This is a genomic window from Streptomyces sp. NPDC051976 (assembly GCF_040680795.1).
Taxonomy (GTDB): domain Bacteria; phylum Actinomycetota; class Actinomycetes; order Streptomycetales; family Streptomycetaceae; genus Actinacidiphila.
Genome location: NZ_JBFAXL010000098.1, coordinates 1 through 20769 on the forward strand (window position 1 = coordinate 1; position 20769 = coordinate 20769).

21 protein-coding genes are annotated in these 20769 nt (G+C 72.0%); 7 read left to right on the top strand and 14 right to left on the bottom strand.

Going from position 1 to position 20769, the window contains the following annotated elements; all coding sequences use genetic code 11:
- The first annotated feature begins 238 nt into the window (after nucleotides 1–238).
- The 4 genes from nhaA (at nucleotide 239) to AB0M29_RS42835 (ending at nucleotide 3448) form a co-directional block, all read left to right on the top strand.
- Entirely contained in the window at nucleotides 239–1630 is a 1392-nt protein-coding gene (gene nhaA, locus AB0M29_RS42820) for a Na+/H+ antiporter NhaA (protein ID WP_365392631.1), read from the top strand.
- Nucleotides 1631–1698: 68 nt separating this feature from the next.
- Nucleotides 1699–2178, top strand: a complete 480-nt coding sequence (locus AB0M29_RS42825; protein ID WP_365392634.1) for a phage holin family protein — start codon at nucleotides 1699–1701, stop codon at nucleotides 2176–2178.
- Between the two features lie 13 nt (nucleotides 2179–2191).
- Nucleotides 2192–3139, top strand: a complete 948-nt coding sequence (locus AB0M29_RS42830; RefSeq protein ID WP_365392636.1) for an alpha/beta hydrolase — start codon at nucleotides 2192–2194, stop codon at nucleotides 3137–3139.
- A gap of 126 nt (nucleotides 3140–3265) precedes the next feature.
- Entirely contained in the window at nucleotides 3266–3448 is a 183-nt protein-coding gene (locus AB0M29_RS42835; protein WP_365392639.1) for a hypothetical protein, read from the top strand.
- A 17-nt stretch (nucleotides 3449–3465) separates the two neighbouring features.
- Here AB0M29_RS42835 and AB0M29_RS42840 read toward each other — a convergent pair whose 3' ends face one another.
- The 3 genes from AB0M29_RS42840 to nth are packed head-to-tail and all read right to left on the bottom strand — an operon-like array spanning nucleotide 3466 to nucleotide 6214.
- Nucleotides 3466–4665: a MarP family serine protease gene (locus AB0M29_RS42840; RefSeq protein ID WP_365392642.1), complete on the bottom strand. Its 1200-nt coding sequence runs from the start codon at nucleotides 4663–4665 to the stop codon at nucleotides 3466–3468.
- 23 nt (nucleotides 4666–4688) lie between these two features.
- The gene (locus tag AB0M29_RS42845; RefSeq protein WP_365392645.1) at nucleotides 4689–5444 is read right to left on the bottom strand and encodes a CoA pyrophosphatase; all 756 of its coding nucleotides are present in this window, start codon (nucleotides 5442–5444) and stop codon (nucleotides 4689–4691) included.
- On the bottom strand, nucleotides 5441–6214 hold the full coding sequence (nth, locus tag AB0M29_RS42850; protein ID WP_365392648.1) for an endonuclease III: 774 nt from the start codon (nucleotides 6212–6214) through the stop codon (nucleotides 5441–5443). The genes AB0M29_RS42845 and nth overlap by 4 nt, the downstream gene beginning before the upstream one ends.
- Before the next feature lie 254 nt (nucleotides 6215–6468).
- On the opposite strand from nth, the gene AB0M29_RS42855 reads away from it, so the two are divergent.
- Nucleotides 6469–7143, top strand: a complete 675-nt coding sequence (locus AB0M29_RS42855) for a Crp/Fnr family transcriptional regulator (RefSeq protein WP_033174884.1) — start codon at nucleotides 6469–6471, stop codon at nucleotides 7141–7143.
- Between the two features lie 315 nt (nucleotides 7144–7458).
- Here the strand turns inward: AB0M29_RS42855 and AB0M29_RS42860 are convergent, their stop codons facing one another.
- From AB0M29_RS42860 to AB0M29_RS42910, 11 genes are all read right to left on the bottom strand, one after another.
- Nucleotides 7459–8409, bottom strand: coding sequence for an alpha/beta hydrolase (locus AB0M29_RS42860; RefSeq protein WP_365392651.1), 951 nt, complete (start codon nucleotides 8407–8409; stop codon nucleotides 7459–7461).
- Nucleotides 8410–8412: 3 nt separating this feature from the next.
- Nucleotides 8413–9750, bottom strand: coding sequence for a kynureninase (gene kynU, locus AB0M29_RS42865; protein ID WP_365392654.1), 1338 nt, complete (start codon nucleotides 9748–9750; stop codon nucleotides 8413–8415).
- The gene (locus AB0M29_RS42870; RefSeq protein WP_365392657.1) at nucleotides 9743–10579 is read right to left on the bottom strand and encodes a tryptophan 2,3-dioxygenase family protein; all 837 of its coding nucleotides are present in this window, start codon (nucleotides 10577–10579) and stop codon (nucleotides 9743–9745) included. The genes kynU and AB0M29_RS42870 overlap by 8 nt, the downstream gene beginning before the upstream one ends.
- Nucleotides 10580–10702: 123 nt before the next feature.
- Nucleotides 10703–11572 (bottom strand): DUF3152 domain-containing protein, encoded by an 870-nt coding sequence (locus tag AB0M29_RS42875; RefSeq protein WP_365392659.1) that lies wholly within the window; start codon nucleotides 11570–11572, stop codon nucleotides 10703–10705.
- A gap of 245 nt (nucleotides 11573–11817) precedes the next feature.
- Nucleotides 11818–12231 (bottom strand): DUF3151 domain-containing protein, encoded by a 414-nt coding sequence (locus tag AB0M29_RS42880; protein WP_365392662.1) that lies wholly within the window; start codon nucleotides 12229–12231, stop codon nucleotides 11818–11820.
- Nucleotides 12232–12429: 198 nt separating this feature from the next.
- Nucleotides 12430–13452 carry a class II fructose-bisphosphate aldolase gene (fbaA, locus tag AB0M29_RS42885; RefSeq protein ID WP_365392665.1) on the bottom strand — a complete coding sequence of 341 codons (1023 nt, stop codon included), beginning with the start codon at nucleotides 13450–13452 and terminating at the stop codon, nucleotides 12430–12432.
- 192 nt (nucleotides 13453–13644) lie between these two features.
- Nucleotides 13645–14187, bottom strand: coding sequence for an orotate phosphoribosyltransferase (gene pyrE, locus AB0M29_RS42890; RefSeq protein WP_365392667.1), 543 nt, complete (start codon nucleotides 14185–14187; stop codon nucleotides 13645–13647).
- Nucleotides 14188–14210: 23 nt separating this feature from the next.
- A complete protein-coding gene (locus AB0M29_RS42895) occupies nucleotides 14211–15014 on the bottom strand; it encodes an aldose 1-epimerase (RefSeq protein WP_365392670.1) in 804 nt (267 codons plus the stop codon).
- 24 nt (nucleotides 15015–15038) lie between these two features.
- Nucleotides 15039–15980 (bottom strand): carbon monoxide dehydrogenase, encoded by a 942-nt coding sequence (locus AB0M29_RS42900; protein ID WP_365392672.1) that lies wholly within the window; start codon nucleotides 15978–15980, stop codon nucleotides 15039–15041.
- A gap of 67 nt (nucleotides 15981–16047) precedes the next feature.
- Entirely contained in the window at nucleotides 16048–17709 is a 1662-nt protein-coding gene (locus tag AB0M29_RS42905) for a spermidine synthase (protein WP_365392674.1), read from the bottom strand.
- A gap of 165 nt (nucleotides 17710–17874) precedes the next feature.
- Nucleotides 17875–18411 carry a DUF2617 family protein gene (locus AB0M29_RS42910; protein WP_365392677.1) on the bottom strand — a complete coding sequence of 179 codons (537 nt, stop codon included), beginning with the start codon at nucleotides 18409–18411 and terminating at the stop codon, nucleotides 17875–17877.
- A 277-nt stretch (nucleotides 18412–18688) separates the two neighbouring features.
- Here AB0M29_RS42910 and AB0M29_RS42915 point away from each other — a divergent pair, with 277 nt between their 5' ends.
- Together AB0M29_RS42915 and AB0M29_RS42920 are read left to right on the top strand one after the other, a co-directional pair.
- On the top strand, nucleotides 18689–19864 hold the full coding sequence (locus tag AB0M29_RS42915; protein ID WP_365392679.1) for a pyridoxal phosphate-dependent aminotransferase: 1176 nt from the start codon (nucleotides 18689–18691) through the stop codon (nucleotides 19862–19864).
- Nucleotides 19865–19994: 130 nt separating this feature from the next.
- Complete coding sequence (locus AB0M29_RS42920) at nucleotides 19995–20654, top strand: hypothetical protein (protein WP_365392681.1); 660 nt, start codon at nucleotides 19995–19997, stop codon at nucleotides 20652–20654.
- Nucleotides 20655–20769 lie beyond the last annotated feature (115 nt).

Sequence of the window (20769 nt, forward strand, 5' to 3'; positions counted from 1 at the left end):
AACCGCGAACTCGGCGACGTCACCACCCTCACCGACTCCACCGTCATGGACCTCATCCAAAGCAAACTGCCCTCCGCACCCACCGAGGACTGACCGCAAGGCTGCAGGGCCGAGGGGCACCCGGGACTCCCGGGTGCCCCTCACTCGTCCGGGCTACGTCCGGGCCGCGTCGCGGCGGGATCGCGACAAGACTTGGGGGCGCCGGGACGTCGGTTCGGCACACAGGAGGTCGCCCCCCGTGACTGAGCAGCCGCGCCGCCGCGCCGCCGTACTGCTCGGGCGGCTGCCGCTGCCGGAGCGGAACTTCGTCGCGGACGCGCTGCGTGCGGAGACCGTCGGCGGCGTGCTGCTCCTGCTGGCCGCGGTGACCGCCCTCATCTGGGCCAACACCGCCGCGCACAGCTACGAGACGGTGAGCGACTTCCACTTCGGCCCGGCGGCGCTCGGCCTGGATCTGTCGGTGGAGCACTGGGCGGCGGACGGCCTGCTCGCGATCTTCTTCTTCGTGGCCGGGATCGAGCTGAAGCGGGAGCTGGTCGCGGGCGAACTGCGGACGCCGTCCGCCGCGGTGCTGCCGGTCGTGGCGGCCGTGTGCGGGATGGCGATGCCCGCGGTGCTCTACACGGTCGTCAGCGGCGCCGGAGGCGGCTCACTGAAGGGCTGGGCGGTGCCGACGGCCACCGACATCGCCTTCGCGCTCGGCGTCCTCGCCGTCATCGGCACCGCGCTGCCCGCCGCCCTGCGGGCCTTCCTGCTCACCCTGGCCGTCGTGGACGACCTCTTCGCGATCCTCATCATCGCGATCTTCTTCACCTCCACCATCCACTACGCCGCGCTGGCCGAAGCGGTCGCCGGACTCGCCCTCTTCTGGCTGCTGCTGCGCAGGGGGGTGCGCGGCTGGTACGTGTACGTGCCGCTCGCGGTGGTCATCTGGGCGCTGATGGTCAACAGCGGTGTGCACGCCACCATCGCGGGCGTGGCGATGGGTTTGATGCTGCGCTGCACCAGACACGAGGGTGAGGAGCAATCCCCGGGCGAGCACATCGAGCACCTGGTGCGGCCGATCTCCGCGGGCCTGGCCGTACCGCTGTTCGCGCTGTTCTCGGCGGGTGTGGCGTTCTCGGCGAGCGCGCTCAAGGACGTGTTCACCACTCCCGAGACCCTGGGTGTGGTGATCGGGCTGATCGCGGGCAAGACGATCGGTGTGTTCGGCGGCACCTGGCTGGCCGCCCGCTTCACCAGGGCCGAGCTCAACCCCGACCTGCGGTGGCCGGACGTCTTCGCCGTGTCGACGCTGGCCGGGATCGGCTTCACCGTGTCGCTGCTGATCGGTGAACTCGCCTTCGAGGACGACCCGGTGCTCACCTCCGAGGTGAAGGCGGCGGTCCTGGCGGGCTCGGTGATCGCGGCGGTGCTGGCGGCGGTGCTGCTGAAGATCCGCAACAACAAGTACCGCGCCCTGTGGGAGGACGAGGAGCGCGACGAGGACGGCGACGGCATCCCGGACGTGTACGAGCAGGACAAGCCCGCGTACCACCTGCGGATGGCGGAGATTCTCGAACAAAAGGCCGCGGAACACCGCAGGCTCGCCGAATCGGCCCGGGGCGGCGGCGATGAGGACGGGGCCTGAGGCATGATCTGCATGACAGCAACCGCCACAGTGATCGAACAGATGACGTATCGACGACGGAGGACGCGATGAGCGCAGCCCACAACGGTGACGGGCGCAGCATCGGGCAGTTGTTCGCCTCCGCCACGGCGGATGTCTCCGCCCTGGTGCACGACGAGATCGCCCTGGTCAAGGTGGAGCTGCGCCAGGACGCCAAGCGCGCGCTGTTCGGCAGTGGCGCGATCATCGTCGCCGTGGTGCTCGCGTTCTTCGCGATGCCGATGCTCAGCATGGCGGCGGCGTACGGCATCCACGCGCTGGGACTGGGTCTGGCCTGGTCGTTCCTCATCGTCGGCGGCGCCTATGTGCTGATCGCGGCGTTCCTCGGCCTGCTGGCGTACCTGAAGTTCAAGAAGGTGAAGAAGCCCGAGCGCTCGATCGCTTCGGCCAAGAAGACCGCCGCGGTGCTGCAGAACGTCAAGCCGCACCCGCGTGAGGTGGAGGCCGGTCCGGGCAGCGGCAGGGCGATCGAGGCGTCGTCCGCCAACGCGGTGGAAGTGAAGATGTGACACTCTCTGCAGCATGAGTGTCGCCGGTGGATCGGGAAGCACAGCGGGTTCTGGCGCGTCGGTCGCACGTCTCGACGGGCCGTGGACGCACCGTGATGTGGCGGCCAACGGCGCCCGGTTCCACATCGCCGAGATGGGTGACGGGCCGCTCGTGCTGCTGCTGCACGGCTTCCCGCAGTTCTGGTGGACGTGGCGGCACCAGCTTCCCGCGCTCGCCGAGGCGGGTTTCCGCGCGGTGGCGATGGACCTGCGCGGGGTGGGCGGCAGCGACCGTACGCCGCGCGGCTACGACGCGGGCAACCTCGCGCTGGACGTCACCGGGGTGATCCGCTCGCTCGGTGAGCCCGATGCCGCGCTCGTCGGCCACGACCTCGGCGGCTATCTGGCGTGGACGGCCGCCGCGATGCGGCCCAAGCTGGTGCGCCGCCTCGCGGTGGAGTCGATGCCGCATCCGCGGCGCTGGCGCAACGCGATGCTGACCGATCTGCGGCAGAGCCGGTCCGGCGCGTACATCTGGGGCTTCCAGTCGCCGTGGCTGCCGGAGCGTCAACTCGTCGCGGACGACGCCGCGCTGGTGGGGCGTCTGATCGAGGAGTGGTCGGGGCCGCGGCTGCCGGACGAGGGGGCCGTGGACGTCTACCGGCGGGCCATGCAGATCCCGTCGACGGCACATTGCGCGGTCGAGCCGTACCGCTGGATGGTGCGGTCCATGGCGCGTCCGGACGGCATCCAGTTCAACCGCCGTATGAAGCGGCCGGTACGGGTCCCGACGCTGCATCTGCACGGCTCGCTCGACCCGGCGATGCGCAGTCGCAGCGCGGCGGGCAGCGGGGAGTACGTCGAAGCCCCGTACCGCTGGCGGCTGTTCGACGGGCTGGGGCACTTCCCGCACGAGGAGGACCCGGCGGCGTTCTCCACCGAGCTCATCAACTGGCTGAAGGACCCCGAACCCGACCGCTGAGCGGGTTCGCGGCCACCCCGGATCCCCGGTGTGACTGTCGCATGATCGCCAAAATGCCGGGCGCATAAGCCAACCGGGCGAAGGAAGGGCGATTACCGACCAAGAGGCGCGGGCACGTTGCTCGGTATGGGTTGGACGCACGACTACCGTGACGTATCACGCAAACGCCGCAGCACCTCCGCCGCCGTCAACAACACGGCGACCGTGGCCGTACTCCCCCCGGGGGAGCGCCAGATCGGAATCCCGCGCATCCTCGGGCGACGCGCCCGGTGGGTCGGCGCCCGTCTCCGGCACACCCGGGCCGAGTAAGCCCCGCAGGGGGGCTCTCAGAGCGCGCAGCTCTCCGTGTCGACCTGGTGGTCGGCGCTGCGGCCGAGGCTCGCGTCAGGGGCGATCTCGTCGGCGGTGAGCGCGTAGCCGGTGTCGGCGTCGTCGAGGGACTTGGCGAAGACGACTCCCGCGACCTCGCCGTCGGGTGTGAGCAGCGGGCCGCCGGAGTTGCCCTGGCGGACGGTCGCGTACAGGGAGTAGACGTCGCGGTGGACCGTGCCGCGGTGGTAGATGTCCGGGCCGTTGGCCTGGATACGGCCGCGGATGCGGGCCGCCCGCACGTCGAAACCGCCGTTCTCGGGGAAGCCCGCCACAATGGCGTCGTCCCGGGACCGCGAGTCGTTGGTGGCGAAGTGCAGCGCGGGCGCGTCCAGGCCGGGCACGTCCAGGACGGCGATGTCGCGCTGCCAGTCGTAGAGCACCACGCGGGCGTCGTGCAGGCGGCCCTTGCCGCCGATCTGCACGGTGGGCTCCGAGACGCCGCCGACGACATGGGCGTTGGTCATCACCCTGTCCTTGGCGAAGACGAATCCCGAGCCCTCCAGGACCTTCCCGCAGCCCGACGCGGTGCCGACGACCTTCACGATGCTGCGGCGCGCGCCGGTGACCACGGCGCTGTGCACCAGGGCGGGGTCGGGGGCGGGCACCGAGGTGATCGGCTCGGAGCCGAAGGTGCCGAACACCTGCGGCAGGCCGTTCTGCGCGAGGGTGGAGCTGAAGTCGGTGAACCAGGTGTCGGCCTCCTGCGGCACCACCCGGGACACGCCCAGCAGCACCTTCGACGACCGCACCTCGCGGCCTATCGTCGGCAGCGTCGTGGTCGCCAGCGCGCTGCCGATCAGCCAGGCCACCAGCAGCATCGCCAGCACATTGACCAGCGCGCCGCCGCTCGCGTCCAGGGCGCGCGCCGGTGACCAGGTGATCCGCGTCCTGAGCTTGTTCCCCAGGTGCGTGGTGAACGCCTGTCCCACGGACGCGCACACGATGACGATCGCCACCGCGGTGATCACGGCCACCGAGCCGGGCGTGGCGTCGTCCGTCGCCTTGTCCCAGACGAGCGGCAGCAGGTAGATCGCCGCGAGGCCACCGCCGAGAAAGCCGATCACCGACATGACTCCGACGACGAAGCCCTGCCGGTAACCGACCACGGCGAACCAGACGGCGGCGAGGATGAGCAGAAAGTCCAGCACGTTCACGGGGAACACGGTCTCACGGCAATCTAGGAGAGCGGGACCTTACGCTGACGGTCCCAGGGCAACTCCCAGCCCGCGAAGTGCATGATCTTGTCGATGAGCCCGGCCGTGAAGCCCCACACCAGCGCGCCCTCCACGAGAAAGCCCGGCCCCTGGAAGCCGCTGGGGTGCGTGAGAGTGGCGCGGTTGTCCGGGTTGGTGAGATCCGCCACCGGAACCCGGAAGACCCGGGCGGTCTCCGCCGGGTCGACCACACCGACCGGAGTGGGCTTGCGCCACCAGCCGAGCACCGGGGCGACCACGAAGCCGCTCACCGGGATGTAGAGCCGGGGCAGCACGCCGAAGATCTGCACGCCGGACGGGTCGAGACCGGTCTCCTCCTCGGCCTCGCGCAGCGCCGCGCGCAGCGGACCGTCGCCCTCGGGATCGCCGTCCTCCGGGTCGAGCGCGCCGCCGGGGAACGACGGCTGCCCCGCGTGCGAACGCAGCGCCCTGGAGCGCTCGATGAGCAGCAGATCGGGGCCGTGCTCGCCCTCGCCGAAAAGGATCAGTACGGCGGACTGGCGGCCGCCGCGCGCGGGCGGCAGAAAGCGGCTCAACTGCTCCGGGCGTACGTGGGGCACCGCGTCGGCCACCGGCGTGAGCCACTGCGGCAGCCCGGCGGCGCTGACCTCGACGGGCGTCGCTATGGACCGGGGGTGGTCCGGCGCGCCCTGTGCCCCGGGCGCGTCCACCGCCTCGCCCGGCTCGATCGCTCCGTCCGCCCCCCGGGCCTGCGTCATCGGCCCGCCAGCGGGGGCGCCGGCTGCCCCGGATAATCCGGCGGCGGCTTCAGCCGCTGCCCGGGGGCGCCCCCCTTCTCGTACTTGAGCAGCTTCTTCGCCTTCTCCGGATCGGTCTCGCCCTCGCCGTACGCGGGGCAGAGCGGCGCGATCGGGCAGGCACCGCAGGCGGGCTTGCGGGCGTGGCAGATGCGGCGGCCGTGGAAGACGACGCGGTGCGACAGCATCGTCCACTCGGACTTGGGGAACAGGGCGGCGACGTCCTGCTCGACCTTCACCGGGTCCTCGGAGACCGTCCAGCCGAAACGGCGGGACAGGCGGCCGAAGTGGGTGTCGACGGTGATCCCGGGGACGCCGAAAGCGTTGCCCAGGACGACATTTGCCGTCTTGCGGCCCACGCCGGGAAGCGTGACCAGGTCGTCGAGTCGGCCGGGGACCTCGCCGTCGAAGCGGTCGCGTAGGGCGGCGGACAGCCCCAGCACCGACTTCGCCTTGGCGCGGAAGAAGCCCGTCGGCCGGAGGATCTCCTCCAGCTCCTCGGGCTTGGCCACCGCCATGTCCTCGGGCGTGGGGTACTTGGCGAACAGCGCCGGAGTCGTCTGGTTGACCCGGAGGTCCGTGGTCTGGGCGGAGAGCACCGTGGCGATCAGGAGCTGGAAGGGGTTCTCGAAGTCCAGCTCCGGATGGGCGTACGGGTACACCTCCGCCAGCTCGCGGTTGATGCGGCGGGCACGCCGCACCAGGGCGGTCCGCGAGGGTTGTTCGCTCATAGCGGAATCCCGTGACGGGGTCACCCGTTCGGCCGCTCCGGCCGCCCGTTTCCTCTGCACGCTCGGCGTATCTGACACCCGGCCAGCCTAAGCCTCGCCGCTGACATCCGTGCCGGGGCGCGAAGATCACACCCCCAATCGGACCCCCGGAGCACGACTGCGGGCATACATAAGACATCCTTGTGATTGATCGCACTGTTTGAGACGTCATGCATCATGGGGACAACCCGGCGATGTCGACAAGGAGAGAGCTCGTGGACGACGTTCTGCGCCGTGCCCCGCTTTTCGCGGCGCTCGACGACGAGCAGGCCGCTGAACTGCGCGCCTCCATGACGGAGGTCACGCTCGCGCGTGGCGACTCGCTGTTCCACGAGGGTGACCCCGGGGACCGGCTGTACGTCGTCACCGAAGGCAAGGTGAAGCTGCACCGCACCTCGCCCGACGGCCGGGAGAACATGCTGGCCGTGGTCGGGCCCGGTGAGCTGATCGGTGAGCTGTCGCTCTTCGATCCCGGGCCGCGCACCGCCACCGCCACCGCGCTGACCGAGCTGAAGCTGCTCGGCCTGGGCCACGGCGACCTGCAGCCGTGGCTGAACGTACGGCCCGAGGTGTCCACCGCGCTGCTGCGCGCGGTCGCGCGCCGGCTGCGCCGTACCAACGACGTCATGTCCGACCTGGTCTTCTCGGACGTGCCCGGCCGGGTCGCCAAGGCGCTGCTCGACCTCTCCCGCCGCTTCGGCGTGCAGTCGGAGGAGGGCATCCACGTGGTGCACGACCTGACCCAGGAAGAACTGGCCCAGCTCGTCGGCGCCTCACGCGAGACGGTCAACAAGGCCCTCGCGGACTTCGCCGGCCGCGGCTGGCTCCGGCTGGAGGCCCGCGCGGTCATCCTGCTCGACGTGGAGCGCCTCGCCAAGCGGTCCCGCTGACGCTCGGTCGCCTGTCGGCCCCGGGCCGCACCGGGGCGGGCGCGCGCCCGCACGCTGACGAAGCCCCCTGCCCTGCCCGGCGGGGGGCTTCGTGTTGTTCGGGGCGTCGACCCCGGCGGAAGAGGTCGAGCCCCGAAGGGGCGCGGGGAACTGCGCGACCAGCCCCCACCGGGCCGGTGGTCCGAAAACAACGCGTCTGCCCCATTGGGGCCGGTGGTGACCTGCAGCCACGCGACAGCTGGTCGCGCAGTTCCCCGCGCCCCTAACGGGGCACGATGGTGCCTGGCCCTCCGCAAGCGCGGCGAGGGTGGGGGGTTACCAGGCGAGTTGGGTGAGTTCGTCTGTGACGGTGGCGCAGGCGTCGGTGGTGGGGTCGATGAGGGGGAAGTGGCCGGTGGCGGGGAGCCAGGCGGTGACGACCTCCTCGCCGGCGACCGCGGCGGCGCGGACGAAAGCGTGGCTGACCTGCGGCGGGACCACGTTGTCAGTGGTGCCGTGCACGATGGTCGTGGCGATTCCGGTGGGGAGCAGCGCGGCGGGATCGGCGTGGGGCAGGCGTGCGGTGAGGTGGTCGGGGCCGCCGAGCAGGTCGAGGACCGCGCCGGAGCAGACGTGCAGCCGGATCGACGAGGTGAAGTCGGCGATCGGGGCGAGGGCCACGACACCGCGCAGACGGGGAGGTGAGGGGCGGTGCCAGGGGGATTCGGGGGGCAGCACATGGCGTGCGGCCGCCCACAGGACGAGGTGCCCGCCGGCGCTGTGGCCGGTGAGCACGGTACGGCGGGGGTCGACGGTGTCGTCGCCGAGCGCGCGCACGGCCAGCGCGGGCAGCGCGTCCACGGCCGCGGCCACGTCGTCGAGGGTGTCGGGCCAGCGCCCGGCGGGCGGCAGGGCCGTGTCCGGCACCTGCTGCGGCGCGTCGGTCATACCGCCGCGGCGGTATTCCACCGAGGCCACCGCGAAGCCGTGGGCGGCCAGGTGGGCGGCGAGCGGGGAGACGTGCGCGCGGTCGTAGGGGGCTCGCCAGGCGCCGCCGTGGAAGAGGCCGACCAGCGGTGCGGGGCCGACGGGCGAGCCCGCGGCGCGCCCTGTGGGGCGGGGCCGGTAGAAGTCGATCACCTGGTCGGGGTGGTCGCCGTAGGGCAGCGTGGCGTCGGCGGGCACCGGGTCGTGGCCGAAGGCCGACGCCTCCTCGGCCGCCGCCCGGTCGTCTGGGGCCGTGGCCCCGGCCGTGGGTGGGGACGTGGAGGAGTCGGCTGCGGACATCGGTTACGCGGTCCCTTCGGGTACGAGTACGTCGGCCAGCACGCGTGCGGCGCGCAGCGCGTCGGCGTAGCGGGTGTAGAGCGGGGTGAAGCCGAAGCGCAGCACGTCGGGGCGGCGGAAGTCCCCCACGATGCCGCGGGCGGTCAGCTCGCGCATGACCTCACCGGCCCCGGCGCAGCGCAGCGAGACCTGGCTGCCGCGCTCCGCGTGATCGGCGGGGGTGACGGACTCGACCAGTCCAGGCGGCAGCAGCGCGGCCACGCAGTCGAGGAAGAAGTCGGTCAGCGCGAGGCTCTTGGCGCGGACGTCGGCGATGTCCACGCCGTCCCAGGCGTCGAGCGCGGCGTCCAGCGCGAGCAGCGAGAGGATCTCCGGGGTACCGACCCGCCCGCGCGGGGCGCCGTCGGCGGGCTCGTAGCCGGGGGCCATGCCGAAGGGGTCGGCGTGCGAGTTCCAGCCTGGCAGCGGCGAGTCGAAGCGCGGCTGCAGGTCGCGCCGCACATAGAGGTACGCGGGGGCGCCGGGCCCGCCGTTGAGGTACTTGTAGGTGCAGCCGACCGCCAGGTCCACGCCGGACGCGTCGAGGGTGACCGGGAGCGCGCCCGCGCTGTGGCACAGGTCCCAGACGGCGAGGGCACCGGCCTGGTGCAGGGCGGCGGTGATGCCGGGCAGGTCGTGCAGCCGCCCGGTGCGGTAGTCGACGTGGTTGACCAGGGCCAGGGCGGTGCGGTCGTCGGCCGCGGCGGCCATCTCCCCGGCGGCGACGGCCCGTACGGTGTGGCCGGTCAGCCGGGCGGCGGAGGCGGCGACATAGCCGTCGGTGGGGAAGGTGGCGGCGTCCACCAGGATCTCGGTGCGGTCGGCGGGGGCCATCCGCACCGCGGCGACCACGGCCTTGAACACGTTGACGCTGGTCGAGTCGCCGACCACCACCTGGCCCGGCGCGGCGCCGACGAGCGGGGCGATGCGGTCACCGATCCGCTCGGGGGCGGTCCACCAGCCGCTCTCCTCCCAGGAGCGGATGCGCAGCTCGCCCCACTCCCGGGTGACCACGTCGGTCAGGCGGGGCAGCACCCCGGTGGAGAGCGCGCCGAGCGAGTTGCCGTCGAGATAGACGGTGTCGTCCAGCGCGAAGCGGTCGCGGACGGCGGCCAGCGGGTCGGCGGCGTCGAGCGCGGCCGCGCGGGCCGCCAGGGCCGCGGGAGCGGACTCCGGGGCTCCGGATACGGCCGCCGGGCCGCCGTCCCCGTACGCGGGCGTCTGGACGGCCGTGGCGGCCGCTCCGGCGGCGGCCGGGGCGGCGGCTGCGGGCTGCTCGGGGTGCGCGGTGGGGTCAGACATGGCTGCGGGCCGTCCAGAGCTCGGGGAAGACGTTCTTGGTGGCGCGCTTCTCCAGCCAGGCCACCCCCGCGGAGCCGCCGGTGCCGGCCTTGGCGCCCATCGCCCTGCGGGTCGCCACCAGGTGGTCGTTGCGCCAGCGCCAGACCAGTTCGGCGACGTCGGTGAGGGCCTCGCCGAGGCGGATCAGGTCGGAGTCCTGGTCGGGGTCGGCGTAGACGCTCTGCCAGGCGCGCTCGACCTCGGGGTGCGGCTCATAGCGGAGCGCCGGGTCGCGGTCGAGGACCTCGGCCGGTACGGCGTAGCCGCGGCGGCTCAGCAGCCGCAGGACCTCGTCGTAGAGGCTGGGCTCGGTCAGTGCCTTCTCCAGCTCCGCGTGGGCGCTGGGGGTGCCGCGGTGGGGCACCAGCATCGAGGCGGACTTGTCGCCGAGCAGGAACTCCAGCCGCCGGTACATCGCGGACTGGAATCCGGAGCCCTCGCCGAGGGCGGACCGGTAGGCGTTGAACTGCGCGGGGGTGAGATTGGCGATCGGCTTCCAGGAGGCGTTGAGGGACTCCAGCTCCGGCAGGCTGCGCTTGAGCGCGGCCATCGCGGTGCGCAGGTCGTCCTCGCGGATCGCGGCCGCCGCCGTGGTCCATTCGTGGACCAGCAGGGTGAACCACAGCTCCATGACCTGGGTGGTGACCAGGAAGGCCATCTCGCCGGGCTCGTCGGACAGCGGGTGCTGCAGGTGGGTGAGGACGGACGCCTGTACGTAGTCCTCGTACGGTGTGGTGCCCTCGAACGAGAGGTTCGGGGTCGCCGCCTCGTCGGTCGGTGCATCGGACATGGTGATACCTCCAGAACGGGGCCCGGGGTCACCGGGCTACGCCGCGATCATCTGCGGTGCGACCGGATCCGGCAAGGCCCGATGGAGGCGGCGGGGGCAGGTGTTGCCCCTGCCGGGCGGTCGTCAGCGTACGGGCGGGCCCTGTATGTAGCGGCCGCTGGAGTCGTAGGGCCACTCGTTGGCCTTGCAGCCGTCCAGACCCTTGATCTGCTGCATCATCACTGGGGCGAGTTTGCCGGGGCCGGGGCAGCCCTCGTGGCCGTGGCCGATGCGGTGCCCGACCTCGTGGTTGATGATCAGGGCGCGGTACCCCTCGATGGGCCCCTTGAACTCGGGGGAGCCGAGCATCCAGCGCTTGAGGTTGACCACCACGGTGGAGCCGACGTCGCAGTTGACCTCGCCGTGGGTGAGCAGACCGGCGGCGCCGCAGATGGCGTCGACGGTGTTCGGGGTGGCGATCTTGATGACGAAGTCGGCGGACCCGGAGGAGACGAGCTGGAAGCCGTCGTGCCCGTCGGCGGTCCAGCCGCGCGGGTTGGCCAGGATGTCCGAGATCTCGTGCGCCGCCACGCTGGGCGACAGGTCGATACCGCCCTCGACCTCGACCTTGTAGCGGCGGATGGTGCCGTGCCCGGAGGCGTCGCCCGTGGCGTCGGCGGTGTGGAAGGCGCCGCTGCCCGAGGACGGGACGTTGGCCGGCTTGTGGGTCTTCGGCGCTTGCTTCGAGGCCCTGGGGGTCGGCCGGGTGGTGGTCGGCCGGGCCGAGGGTGAGGCCGGGGTGGTGGCCGTGCCGGTGTCCGGCGGCGGAGTGGTGGGCGACATGCCGTCGTCGAGGGCGGCCGCCGAGGCGCCGCTCCTGCCGTGGGTCCAGGCGGCGTAGCCGGCACCGGCACCCAGGACGACGAGAACGGCGAGCACGAGCGGCCCGACTATCGCGCTGCGGCTCTTCGCCCGTCGGCGGTTGTGCTGACGTCGGCGGCGACGCTGTGCCAAAACTCCCCCTGCGCTGGCGCAGCGGGAGTCCTGGCCACCCCGGTCCTGGTCTCGGTCCCGGCCCCCGGTGACGCTCCTGTGCTGCGTGTGAACAACACGGATCAGAATCGCACACCGGTACGGAGAAGAGCGTGTCGGCTTCCCGTTGTGGCAAGACTGCGACATTCACCCGGGGCGCGGGTGGGAGCCGGGGCCGGGGGGCCGGGACCTGCGGACGAAGGGGTGCGGGCGTCAGCCCAAGGTCGTCAGCTCAGGGTGTCGGCGGCGGTCGGCGAGCTGTCGCGCAGGAAGACGGTGCAGCGCTCGTACTCGTCGTTCTCGCCGATCGCCTGGGCGGCGCGGCCGAGGGCGTGCAGGGCGCGCAGGAAGCCGCGGTTCGGCTCGTGCTCGAACGGCACGGGGCCGTGGCCCTTCCAGCCCGCGCGGCGCAGCGCGTCGAGGCCGCGGTGGTAGCCGGTCCTGGCGTACGCGTACGACTCCACGACACGGCCGCCCTCGAAGGCGTCGTCGGCGAGCTGGGCCCAGACCAGCGAAGAGGCCGGGTACTTGGCCGCGACCTCGGCGGGCGCCGTACCGGAGGCGAGCAGCTCACGCGGCTCCGGGTCGTCGGGCAGATGGGTGGGGGCGGGTCCCCCGAGCAGGTTTTCGTTGATGGCCATGGTTTCCAGTCTGCCCGAGCCGGTGCGCGGCGGGGCGACGCGAAGGGCCGTACGACGGAAAACAGCAGGCGGAAACCGGCCGGGGCAACCGGAACGCCCCGGGCCGAGCACGCCGCAGGCCCCCGGGGCGGACACCCGGGGGCCTGCGGAACAGCACGAGCCGCCCGCGCGGAACTGCCCGCGCGAGAGCCGCATGAACTACTTGCGCTTGTTGCCGGCGGACCGCAGGTTCTCGGCGGCGACCACGACGCGCGCGGCCATGCCCGCCTCGGCGGCCTTGCCCCACACGCGCGGGTCGTAGGTCTTCTTGTTGCCGACCTCGCCGTCGACCTTCAGGACGCCGTCGTAGTTGCTGAACATGTGGGCGGCGACCGGCCGGGTGAAGGCGTACTGCAGGTCGGTGTCGATGTTCATCTTCACGACGCCGTTCTCCAGCGCCTCGTTGATCTCGTCGACCGTGGAGCCGGAGCCGCCGTGGAAGACGAAGTCGAAGGCGTTGGCCTTGCCGTACTTCTGCGCCACCGCGTCCTGCAGCTCCTTGAGGATGGCGGGGCGCAGTACGACGTTGCCGGGCTTGTAGACGCCGTGCACGTTGCCGAAGGAGGCGGCGAGCAGGTAGCGGCCCTGGTCACCGAGGCCGACGGCCTCGACGGTACGGAAGGCGTCGTCGACGGTGGTGTAGAGGGAGTCGTTGATCTCGTGCGAGACGCCGTCCTCCTCACCGCCGGTGGGGGTGATCTCCATCTCCAGGATGATCTTGGCCTTGACGGCCTCGGCCAGCAGCTCCTTGGCGATGGCGAGGTTGTCGTCCAGGTTCTCGGCCGAGCCGTCCCACATGTGGGACTGGAACAGCGGGTCGCGGCCGGCGGCCACGCGCTCCTGGGAGATCTTCAGCAGCGGGCGGACGTATCCGTCCAGCTTGTCCTTGGGGCAGTGGTCGGTGTGCAGCGCGACCGTCACCGGGTACTTCTCGGCCACGATGTGCGCGAACTCGGCGAGCGCGACCGCGCCCGTCACCATGTCCTTGCTGTACTGGCCGCCCAGGAACTCCGCGCCGCCCGTGGAGATCTGGATGATGCCGTCGCTCTCCGCCTCGGCGAGGCCGCGCAGCGCGGCGTGCAGCGTCTGCGACGAGGTGACGTTGATGGCCGGGTAGGCGAACTTGCCTGCCTTCGCCCGGTCGAGCATCTCGCTGTAGACCTCGGGGGTTGCGATGGGCATCGTGTCCGCTCCTCATATCTGCGGGTGGTCCTGCTGGCGTGGCGACGTCATCGTCGCCCCCATCTTCCCAGACGCGAACGAATACACCACCTCGGTGTACGGGCAGTGCACAACGGCCTCCGGAGTGTTTCACGTGAAACATTCCGGAGGCCGCAACATCGCAGGTCAGAGTACCTGCGAGGAGTTTCTTGATCAGCTCAGACCGAGGTCCGTCAGCGAATAGGCGGCAAGATACGGCAGCCCGGCCGCGGCCACCGCCTCGGCCGCGCCGCGGTCCACGATGACGGCGACGGCGACGACCTCGCCACCCGCCTCCCGTACCGCCTCGACCGCGGTGAGCGGCGAGCCGCCGGTGGTCGAGGTGTCCTCGACGACCAGCACGCGGCGGCCCTTGACGTCGGTGCCCTCGATACGGCGCTGCATGCCGTGTGCCTTGGTCGCCTTGCGGACCACGAAGGCGTCGAGGCGCTGCCCGCGCGCGGCGGAGGCGTGCAGCATCGCGCCGGCCACCGGGTCGGCGCCCAGGGTCAGGCCGCCGACAGCGTCGAAGTCCAGGTCGGCGGTGAGGTCCAGCATCACCTGTCCGGTGAGCGGCGCGGCCTCGCCGTCCAGCGTGATCCGGCGCAGGTCGACATAGAAGTCGGCCTCAAGCCCGGACGAGAGGGTCACCTTGCCGTGCACCACGGCCTTGTCCTTGATCTGCCGCAGCAGGGCATCGCGTACGTCGTCGCTCATGGCGACGAGATTAGCCGAGCGGCTCAGCCGAGCTTCTGCCACGACCAGACGGTGCTGATCTCCAGCGGGTCGATGGGGGTGACCAGGCGGGGGTGGGTGTTCAGACCGTTGGGCGGGCCGGACTGCGGCTCGACGCAGATCGCCTCGGGCTGCTCGTCGTAGAGCACGACCCACTCGGTGGGGCTCTCCATCCGCAGCTTCATCTCGCCCGGCCAGGTCAGCGTCACATCGACGCCGCCGGGCATCCCGAAGCAGTCGTCCCAGGGGCCCGGCTTGGGGTCGATCCGGTTGCCGGTCGGCAGGTGGTTGCCACCGCGCTCCTCCTGCCAGGCCGCGGTGAACGCCACTTCGACGTCCTGCCCGCCCTGGCCGAGGTTGCGCAGCCACCAGGGGTGCCAGCCCGCCTGCGCGGGGAAGGACACGCCGGACGGCCCCACCTCGACGCCCATCGTGAGCTTCACGGAGTGCGCGGAGAGCTCGACGGTGTGGGTGACCCGGCCCGGGTACGGCCAGGGGTCGGTCAGCTCGAAGCTGTACGAGGCGGTGCTCGCGGTCGCCGGGGCGGCTTCCTGCCACGCGGTGTGCCGGCCGGTGCCGTGGATGGCGTGCGGGGGCGCGTCCACCGGGAGTTGGTGGGTCACCCCGCCGTTACGGAAGATGCCGTTCTCCGTACGGCCGCACCACGGCACCATCAGGAAGGCGCCGAATTTCTCTCCCTGACGCAGGAGTTCGGTCCCGCCGACGTTCAGTGAGGCGATCCGGCAGCCGTTGTCCGGCTGCAAGGTCAGTTCGGCGTCGCCCGCCGTCAGCTTCATCTCGTTGGACACGGGACGAGCGTAGCGGGGCGGGAGTTACTTCCGGCGACGCAGTACCCGGCCGACGACCACGGCGGATGCGACGAGCGCGGCCGCCGCGGGGGCCGCCCAGCGCAGGGTGGCCGCGGCCGACGACGCGTCGGGCGCCGGTACGGGGGCGTAGCGGCCGCGCGGCGGCGCGTGGTCGACCTCCTCCGCGCTGCGGCCGATCATCGTCCGGCGGGCGTGCGCGGCTTCGGCGGGCGGCTCCAGGTCGTCCAGCGCGGCGGCGCTCTCCGGCACCTCCACCTCGACCTCGACCAGCTCGAAGTCGTCGAGGTCGGAGGGCGGGACGGGCTCACCGTCGTCGTCGACGACGTCGTCCTCGGGCTCGTCGTCGGCGTGCGGTTCGTCCCGCGTTCCAGGCTCGTCCTGCGCGTCAGCCTCGTCCTGGACCTCAGCCTCGTCCTGGACCTCGGGCTCGTCCTGGACCTCGGGCTCGTCGGGCCCCTCGGCCAGGTCTTGCGCCTGCGGCGCCGCCTCGGTGTCCTCCTCCGGAGCGTGCGCGGCGAGCTCTGTGGAGAAACGGTCCAGCAGGCGCCGGACAGCGGCTTCCACCACCTCGGGTTCGTAGGTCGTCAGCCGCCCATCGGCCTCCGCGCTGCCGCGGAAGGTCAGCAGCGCGCCCGGCTCGGGGTGGGTCGCCTCGGCGACGCCGATCTCGAGTACGGCCTTGACCCCGCCGCTCCCCCGCACCTCGGTGCCGCTCGCCTCCACCGCGAACGGCGACGACTCGCCCGTGACGCGCACGCTGCCGCGGTACGTGATGGTCGAGCCCGCCACCCGCAGCCGCATCCGGCCGACGTCCGCGCCTTCCGGCGTCCCGTCGGTATCCGGGTCCGGCTGCCAGCCGGGCAGGCTTGCCGACACCACGGCCGGGGTGCGCAGGGCGCGGCTCAGACGGGCGGGGGTGACCGGGACGAAGAACTCGTGCTCCATGCGGCGGAGCCTACCCACCACCGCCCGCCACGTGCGGGGTGACGGCGGGACTTTTTCCGGCGCGGCCCTAGTCCGTGATCCGCGGCCGGAGCAGCGTGGAGGACGGCAGCCGGCCGGGCGGGCGGGTGCGGAGGGCGGCGGCCGTCGCCTGCCGCAGGGCCGCCGGGGTGAGCCCGAGGTGGGCCGGCGCGTCCGGGGGGAGGGCGACCCGGGGGGCCGTCCGGGTCGGGGCGGCCAGCACGAAACCCTCGTCGCCGCCGGGGCCGACCGCGTACGGGGTGGTCCGCAGCCCGACCGCCCGCAGCGTGGCGTCGACCGTCCACAGGGCGTGTGCGGAGGCGCGGACGTGGACCGCGAGCCGCCCCCCGCCGCCCAGCGCCCGCGCGGCGAGACCGTAGAACTCCTCCGAGTACAGCTTGGCGCTGCGCGAGGCGCCCGGGTCCGGCAGGTCGGCGAGGATCACGTCGTACGGCGCCGCCCCCGTCCCGCCGCCCGAGCCTGAGTCTGCGCTGCCCGAGCTCGAGCCCCCGCTGGCCGGGCCCGAGCTCGCACCGCCCGACCCCGCGCCCCCGCCCCCCGCCGCGTCCCGCCCGCTCGCCCCGCGCAGCCAGTCGAAGGCGTCGGCGGTGACGACGGCGACGCGCGGGTCGTCGTAGGCGTGGCCGTTGAGGGCGGTGAGGCCGGGGTCGGTGCGGCCGAGGCGCTGGAGCTCGCCGTCGGCGTCGACGACCGTCACCGAGCGGACCTGGCGGTAGCGCAGCACCTCCTTCAGGGCGAGGCCGTCGTCGCCGCCGAGCAGCAGGACCCGGCCGCGCGGGCCGTTCATGGCCGGGTGGGCGAGTGCCTGGGCGTACCGCCGGGAGGACGGGCCGTCGACCCGCAGCCGTCCGTCGAGGTAGAGCCGTAGCGGCGTGCCGGAGCCGACACCGCCGGTCAGCACGATCTCCTGGACGGCGGTCTGCTCGGCGACCCGCACCTGGCCGCCGTAGACCGCGCGGCGGGCGGCATGCTCGAAGGCCCCGGCGCTCGCCGCCGCGACGGCGAGCACGGCCAGCACCGCGACGTTGGCGGCCAGCAGCCAGCCGCGGGAGCGGGCGGACAGGTCGCCGCGGAAGAGCCACAGCACGGTGGCGCCGCCGGCCAGCGCGTTGACCACCCCGGTGGCCAGCGCCCCGGTCAGCTGGCCGAAGTGCGGCAGCAGCAGGAACGGGAAGGCGAGCCCGCCGACCAGCGCGCCCACGTAGTCGGCGGCGAAGAGATCGGCGACCGCGCCGCCCGCGTCCTGCCGTCTGATCCGCTGCACCAGCGTCATGAGCAGCGGCACCTCGGCGCCGATCAGCACCCCGATGGCGAAGGCGCAGCCGACCATGGCGAGCCGGGCCTGGCCCAGCCAGGCGAAGCAGCCGTAGAGCGCCATCACCGACAGCCCGCCGACCAGCGCGAGCGCGGTCTCGACGGCGGCGAAACCGGCCGCCGCCCGCCACCGCAGCCGTTTGGCGAGCAGCGAGCCGCAGCCCATCGCGAAGACCATCACGGACAGGATCACCGACGCCTGGGTGACCGAGTCGCCGACCAGGTAGGAGGCGAGGGCGACAAGTTCGAGCTCGTACACCAGGCCGCAGGCGGCGCACACGAAGACGGCGGCGAGGACCAGCGCACGGGCCGGGCCCGCGGGCACGGGTAGCCGCAGGCCGAGGGGCGGCGCTTGGCGGCCGGTCTGGTCGATCATGCTGTGCACGCTATGTCAGGGCCGCGTCGCAACCCGTCACCCACAAGGGTGCAATCGGCGGCGGTTGACGGCGCTTCGGGAGGCGTTCGGGGGCACGGCCGGAGCGTGCCCCCGGGGTGTCGGAGGTACCGGGAGCACGGCACGGGTCGGGCGTCCGCGGGCGCGTCAGGAGGCGCGCGGGGGCAGTGCGCTGACGCGCGTCCTGGTGGTCACCAACCGCCCCTCCTGCGGATACGCGTGCCAGGTGCGCCAGCGCACGCTCCCCTCGCTGTACTGCGCCAACATGGCCGTGAACGCGTGCGGATCGCCGGGGAAGGTCCCCGCCAGGCCGTTCGGATGGTCGGCCACGAGCGCCAGCAACTCCTGTGCCCGGCCCGCGAACGAGCCCACCGACAGCGTCTCGATCCTGGCCGCGAACTCGTAGTCCCACGACCCGACCCGGCGTGCCACGCCGAACGGCAGCGACGCCTGGTTGCCGGGCATGCACGCCACCGTCTCCGAGCAGCCGCCGCCGCGCCCGGCGTCCACCAGCACCTGGTGGGACGCGCCGAGCAGCCGTAACTCGACCTGGGCCCGCGGCCCTCGGGCGTCCCCGACCTCGACGTCGAGCACGGCGAGGGCGGGCAGCGCGTCTTTACCGAGACACCAGGCGAGGTCCCCGGCACGGGTGTCGGTATAGGCGGTCTGGAGAGTGGTGAGCATGGGTCGGCTCCGCAAGCACGCAGCAGTGGATTGATGGGCCGACCCGCATCTGGACGAGAGATTGCGTCGGCTCGTGCCCACGTGGGGTCCGGTAGATAGATCTGAGAACTACGGAAGCACGGATCACAGGCGGCTCTCAGCCTTTTTACCCATCTGTGCGTACTTTCCATCCCTTGGAGCGTTTAAGGGTTCAGGTGTTCAGGTACGTTCGCGCGCTCCCCTGCTGAGACGATCTCCCTCGTCATCGTTTGTCAGATCGGGAAGTGGGTGGGCGCACATGCCGGGCAGGCCGCTGCTGAACCGGGGTCTCGACGGCCTCGGGACGACGATCTTCGCCGAGATGTCCGCGCTCGCGGCGGCCACCGGGGCGATCAACCTGGGGCAGGGGTTCCCCGACACCGACGGTCCGGCCGAGATCGCCGAGGCGGCGGTGCGGGCGATCCGCGACGGCAGGGGCAACCAGTACCCGCCGGGGATCGGTGTGCCCGAGCTGCGCCAGGCGATCAGCGAGCACCAACAGCGCTTCTACGGGCTGGCCTTCGACCCCGACACCGAGATCATGGTCACCGCCGGCGCCACCGAGGGCATCGCCGCCACGATGCTGGCGCTGCTCGAACCCGGCGACGAGGTCATCGCGTTCGAGCCGTTCTACGACTCGTACGCCGCCTGCATCGCGATGGCGGGCGCGGTCCGCGTCCCGCTGACCCTGCGCGCCCCCGACTTCCGCCCCGACGTGGACGCCCTGCGGGACGCGGTCACCCCGCGCACCCGGCTGCTGCTGCTCAACTCCCCGCACAACCCCACGGGCATGGTCCTCACGCCCGACGAGCTGGCCGCCATCGCGGAACTGGCCGTCGAGCGCGACCTGCTGGTCGTCACCGACGAGGTCTACGAGCACCTCACCTTCGACGGCGCCGTCCACACCCCCCTCATCTCCCTGCCGGGCATGCGCGAGCGCACGGTCTCACTCTCCTCCGCGGGCAAGACGTTCTCGTTCACGGGCTGGAAGGTCGGCTGGGTGACGGCCTCCCCCGCGCTGGTCGCGGCCGTCCGCACCACCAAGCAGTTCCTCACCTACGTCGCCTCGGGCCCCTTCCAGTACGCCATCGCGCAGGCGCTCGCCCTGCCCGACTCGTACTACACCGCCTTCCGCGACGATCTGCGCCGCAAGCGCGACCTGCTCGCCGCCGGGCTCACGGACGCGGGCTTCACCGTCCACCGGCCGCAGGGCACCTACTTCATCACCACCGACATCGCCGCACTCGCCCCGGACGCCGACGCTCTCACTTTCTGCCGCGCACTCCCCGAACGCTGCGGTGTCGTCGCCGTCCCCAACTCCGTTTTCTACGACCACCCGACGGCCGGCCGCAGCCAGGTCCGCTTCGCCTTCTGCAAACGCGAAGACGTCCTCACAGAAGCAGCACAACGCCTGCGAAAAGCCTTCAACGGGTGAGTGCGGGACGCAAGTTGACTGCGTGTATAGTTACCAGCCGCCGTTAGCTGTTCGAGTGAACGGTGAGTTCCGGAAACGGCCTGGGAGTCCGTTTCGGAACTCGTTTTCGATTCCACGGGGGTTTTGCGCCATGCGCGTCCGTATACAGACCTGTCTTCCTGTCGTGGCGGCCGTTGTCGCCGGGAGCGCGCTGCTCACCGCGTGCAACAACGACTCGGGCGACTCGGCCGACACCAGCACCTCGCCGTCGCAGACGACATCCGCGACGCCTGGTGACACGGGGTCCGCGAGTGCCACGCCCAGCGCGTCGGCGTCGGCGACAGGCGGTGACAGCGGGTCGTCCGGCAAGCCGGTGGCGGTGAACAAGTCGTTCACCGATGACGTGATGGGAGACAAGGCGACCATCCTCAAGTACGTGACGGGGTACCAGCCTTCGGCGGCGGCGAAGGCCAAATACTCCGCGCTGGCGGATGAGGAGGTCGTGCTCGTGGAAGTGAAGGTGACGGCGAGCAGCAAGTACTACGACAATTTCGGCGCCGACTCGTTCTACCTGACGGGTATGCCCAATGGGATAGACCAGGCGAGTACCACGATCCTGGATGACGAGACCAAGGCCGCCGGATATCCGCCGCTGCCCGACGCGGAAACGGGTAAGACCACGACCGGCTGGGTCGTGTTCACCCCCGGCAATGACACGAAGAAGCTCGTGCTCCGGTACAAGCGGCTCGCCGCGAAGGCGTCCAACGGTACGAAGATCACGGCGAAGAACTTCGACACGCCGCTGAACTGACCGCACAGCGAAGCCCGACGGCCCGCCGGTGTCACCGGCGGGCCGTCGGGCTTCGCTTCGTGGGCAGGGGGGGGGTGGGGAGAGGACACCGCGGGTAAACACTGACCACCGGATG

What these genes read in the sequence shown, in the direction of transcription:
- AB0M29_RS42905 (WP_365392674.1), bottom strand. Translation starts at nt 17,709, where the DNA reads ATGATCGACCAGACCGGCCGCCAAGCGCCGCCCCTCGGCCTGCGGCTA.
- AB0M29_RS42845 (WP_365392645.1), bottom strand. Translation starts at nt 5,444, where the DNA reads ATGACGCAGGCCCGGGGGGCGGACGGAGCGATCGAGCCGGGCGAGGCG.
- pyrE (WP_365392667.1), bottom strand. Translation starts at nt 14,187, where the DNA reads ATGAGCGACGACGTACGCGATGCCCTGCTGCGGCAGATCAAGGACAAG.
- AB0M29_RS42910 (WP_365392677.1), bottom strand. Translation starts at nt 18,411, where the DNA reads ATGCTCACCACTCTCCAGACCGCCTATACCGACACCCGTGCCGGGGAC.
- AB0M29_RS42860 (WP_365392651.1), bottom strand. Translation starts at nt 8,409, where the DNA reads ATGTCCGCAGCCGACTCCTCCACGTCCCCACCCACGGCCGGGGCCACG.
- AB0M29_RS42835 (WP_365392639.1), top strand. Translation starts at nt 3,266, where the DNA reads ATGGGTTGGACGCACGACTACCGTGACGTATCACGCAAACGCCGCAGC.
- AB0M29_RS42880 (WP_365392662.1), bottom strand. Translation starts at nt 12,231, where the DNA reads ATGGCCATCAACGAAAACCTGCTCGGGGGACCCGCCCCCACCCATCTG.
- AB0M29_RS42830 (WP_365392636.1), top strand. Translation starts at nt 2,192, where the DNA reads ATGAGTGTCGCCGGTGGATCGGGAAGCACAGCGGGTTCTGGCGCGTCG.
- AB0M29_RS42870 (WP_365392657.1), bottom strand. Translation starts at nt 10,579, where the DNA reads ATGTCCGATGCACCGACCGACGAGGCGGCGACCCCGAACCTCTCGTTC.
- AB0M29_RS42825 (WP_365392634.1), top strand. Translation starts at nt 1,699, where the DNA reads ATGAGCGCAGCCCACAACGGTGACGGGCGCAGCATCGGGCAGTTGTTC.
- nth (WP_365392648.1), bottom strand. Translation starts at nt 6,214, where the DNA reads ATGAGCGAACAACCCTCGCGGACCGCCCTGGTGCGGCGTGCCCGCCGC.
- AB0M29_RS42900 (WP_365392672.1), bottom strand. Translation starts at nt 15,980, where the DNA reads ATGGAGCACGAGTTCTTCGTCCCGGTCACCCCCGCCCGTCTGAGCCGC.
- AB0M29_RS42915 (WP_365392679.1), top strand. Translation starts at nt 18,689, where the DNA reads ATGCCGGGCAGGCCGCTGCTGAACCGGGGTCTCGACGGCCTCGGGACG.
- AB0M29_RS42920 (WP_365392681.1), top strand. Translation starts at nt 19,995, where the DNA reads ATGCGCGTCCGTATACAGACCTGTCTTCCTGTCGTGGCGGCCGTTGTC.
- kynU (WP_365392654.1), bottom strand. Translation starts at nt 9,750, where the DNA reads ATGTCTGACCCCACCGCGCACCCCGAGCAGCCCGCAGCCGCCGCCCCG.
- fbaA (WP_365392665.1), bottom strand. Translation starts at nt 13,452, where the DNA reads ATGCCCATCGCAACCCCCGAGGTCTACAGCGAGATGCTCGACCGGGCG.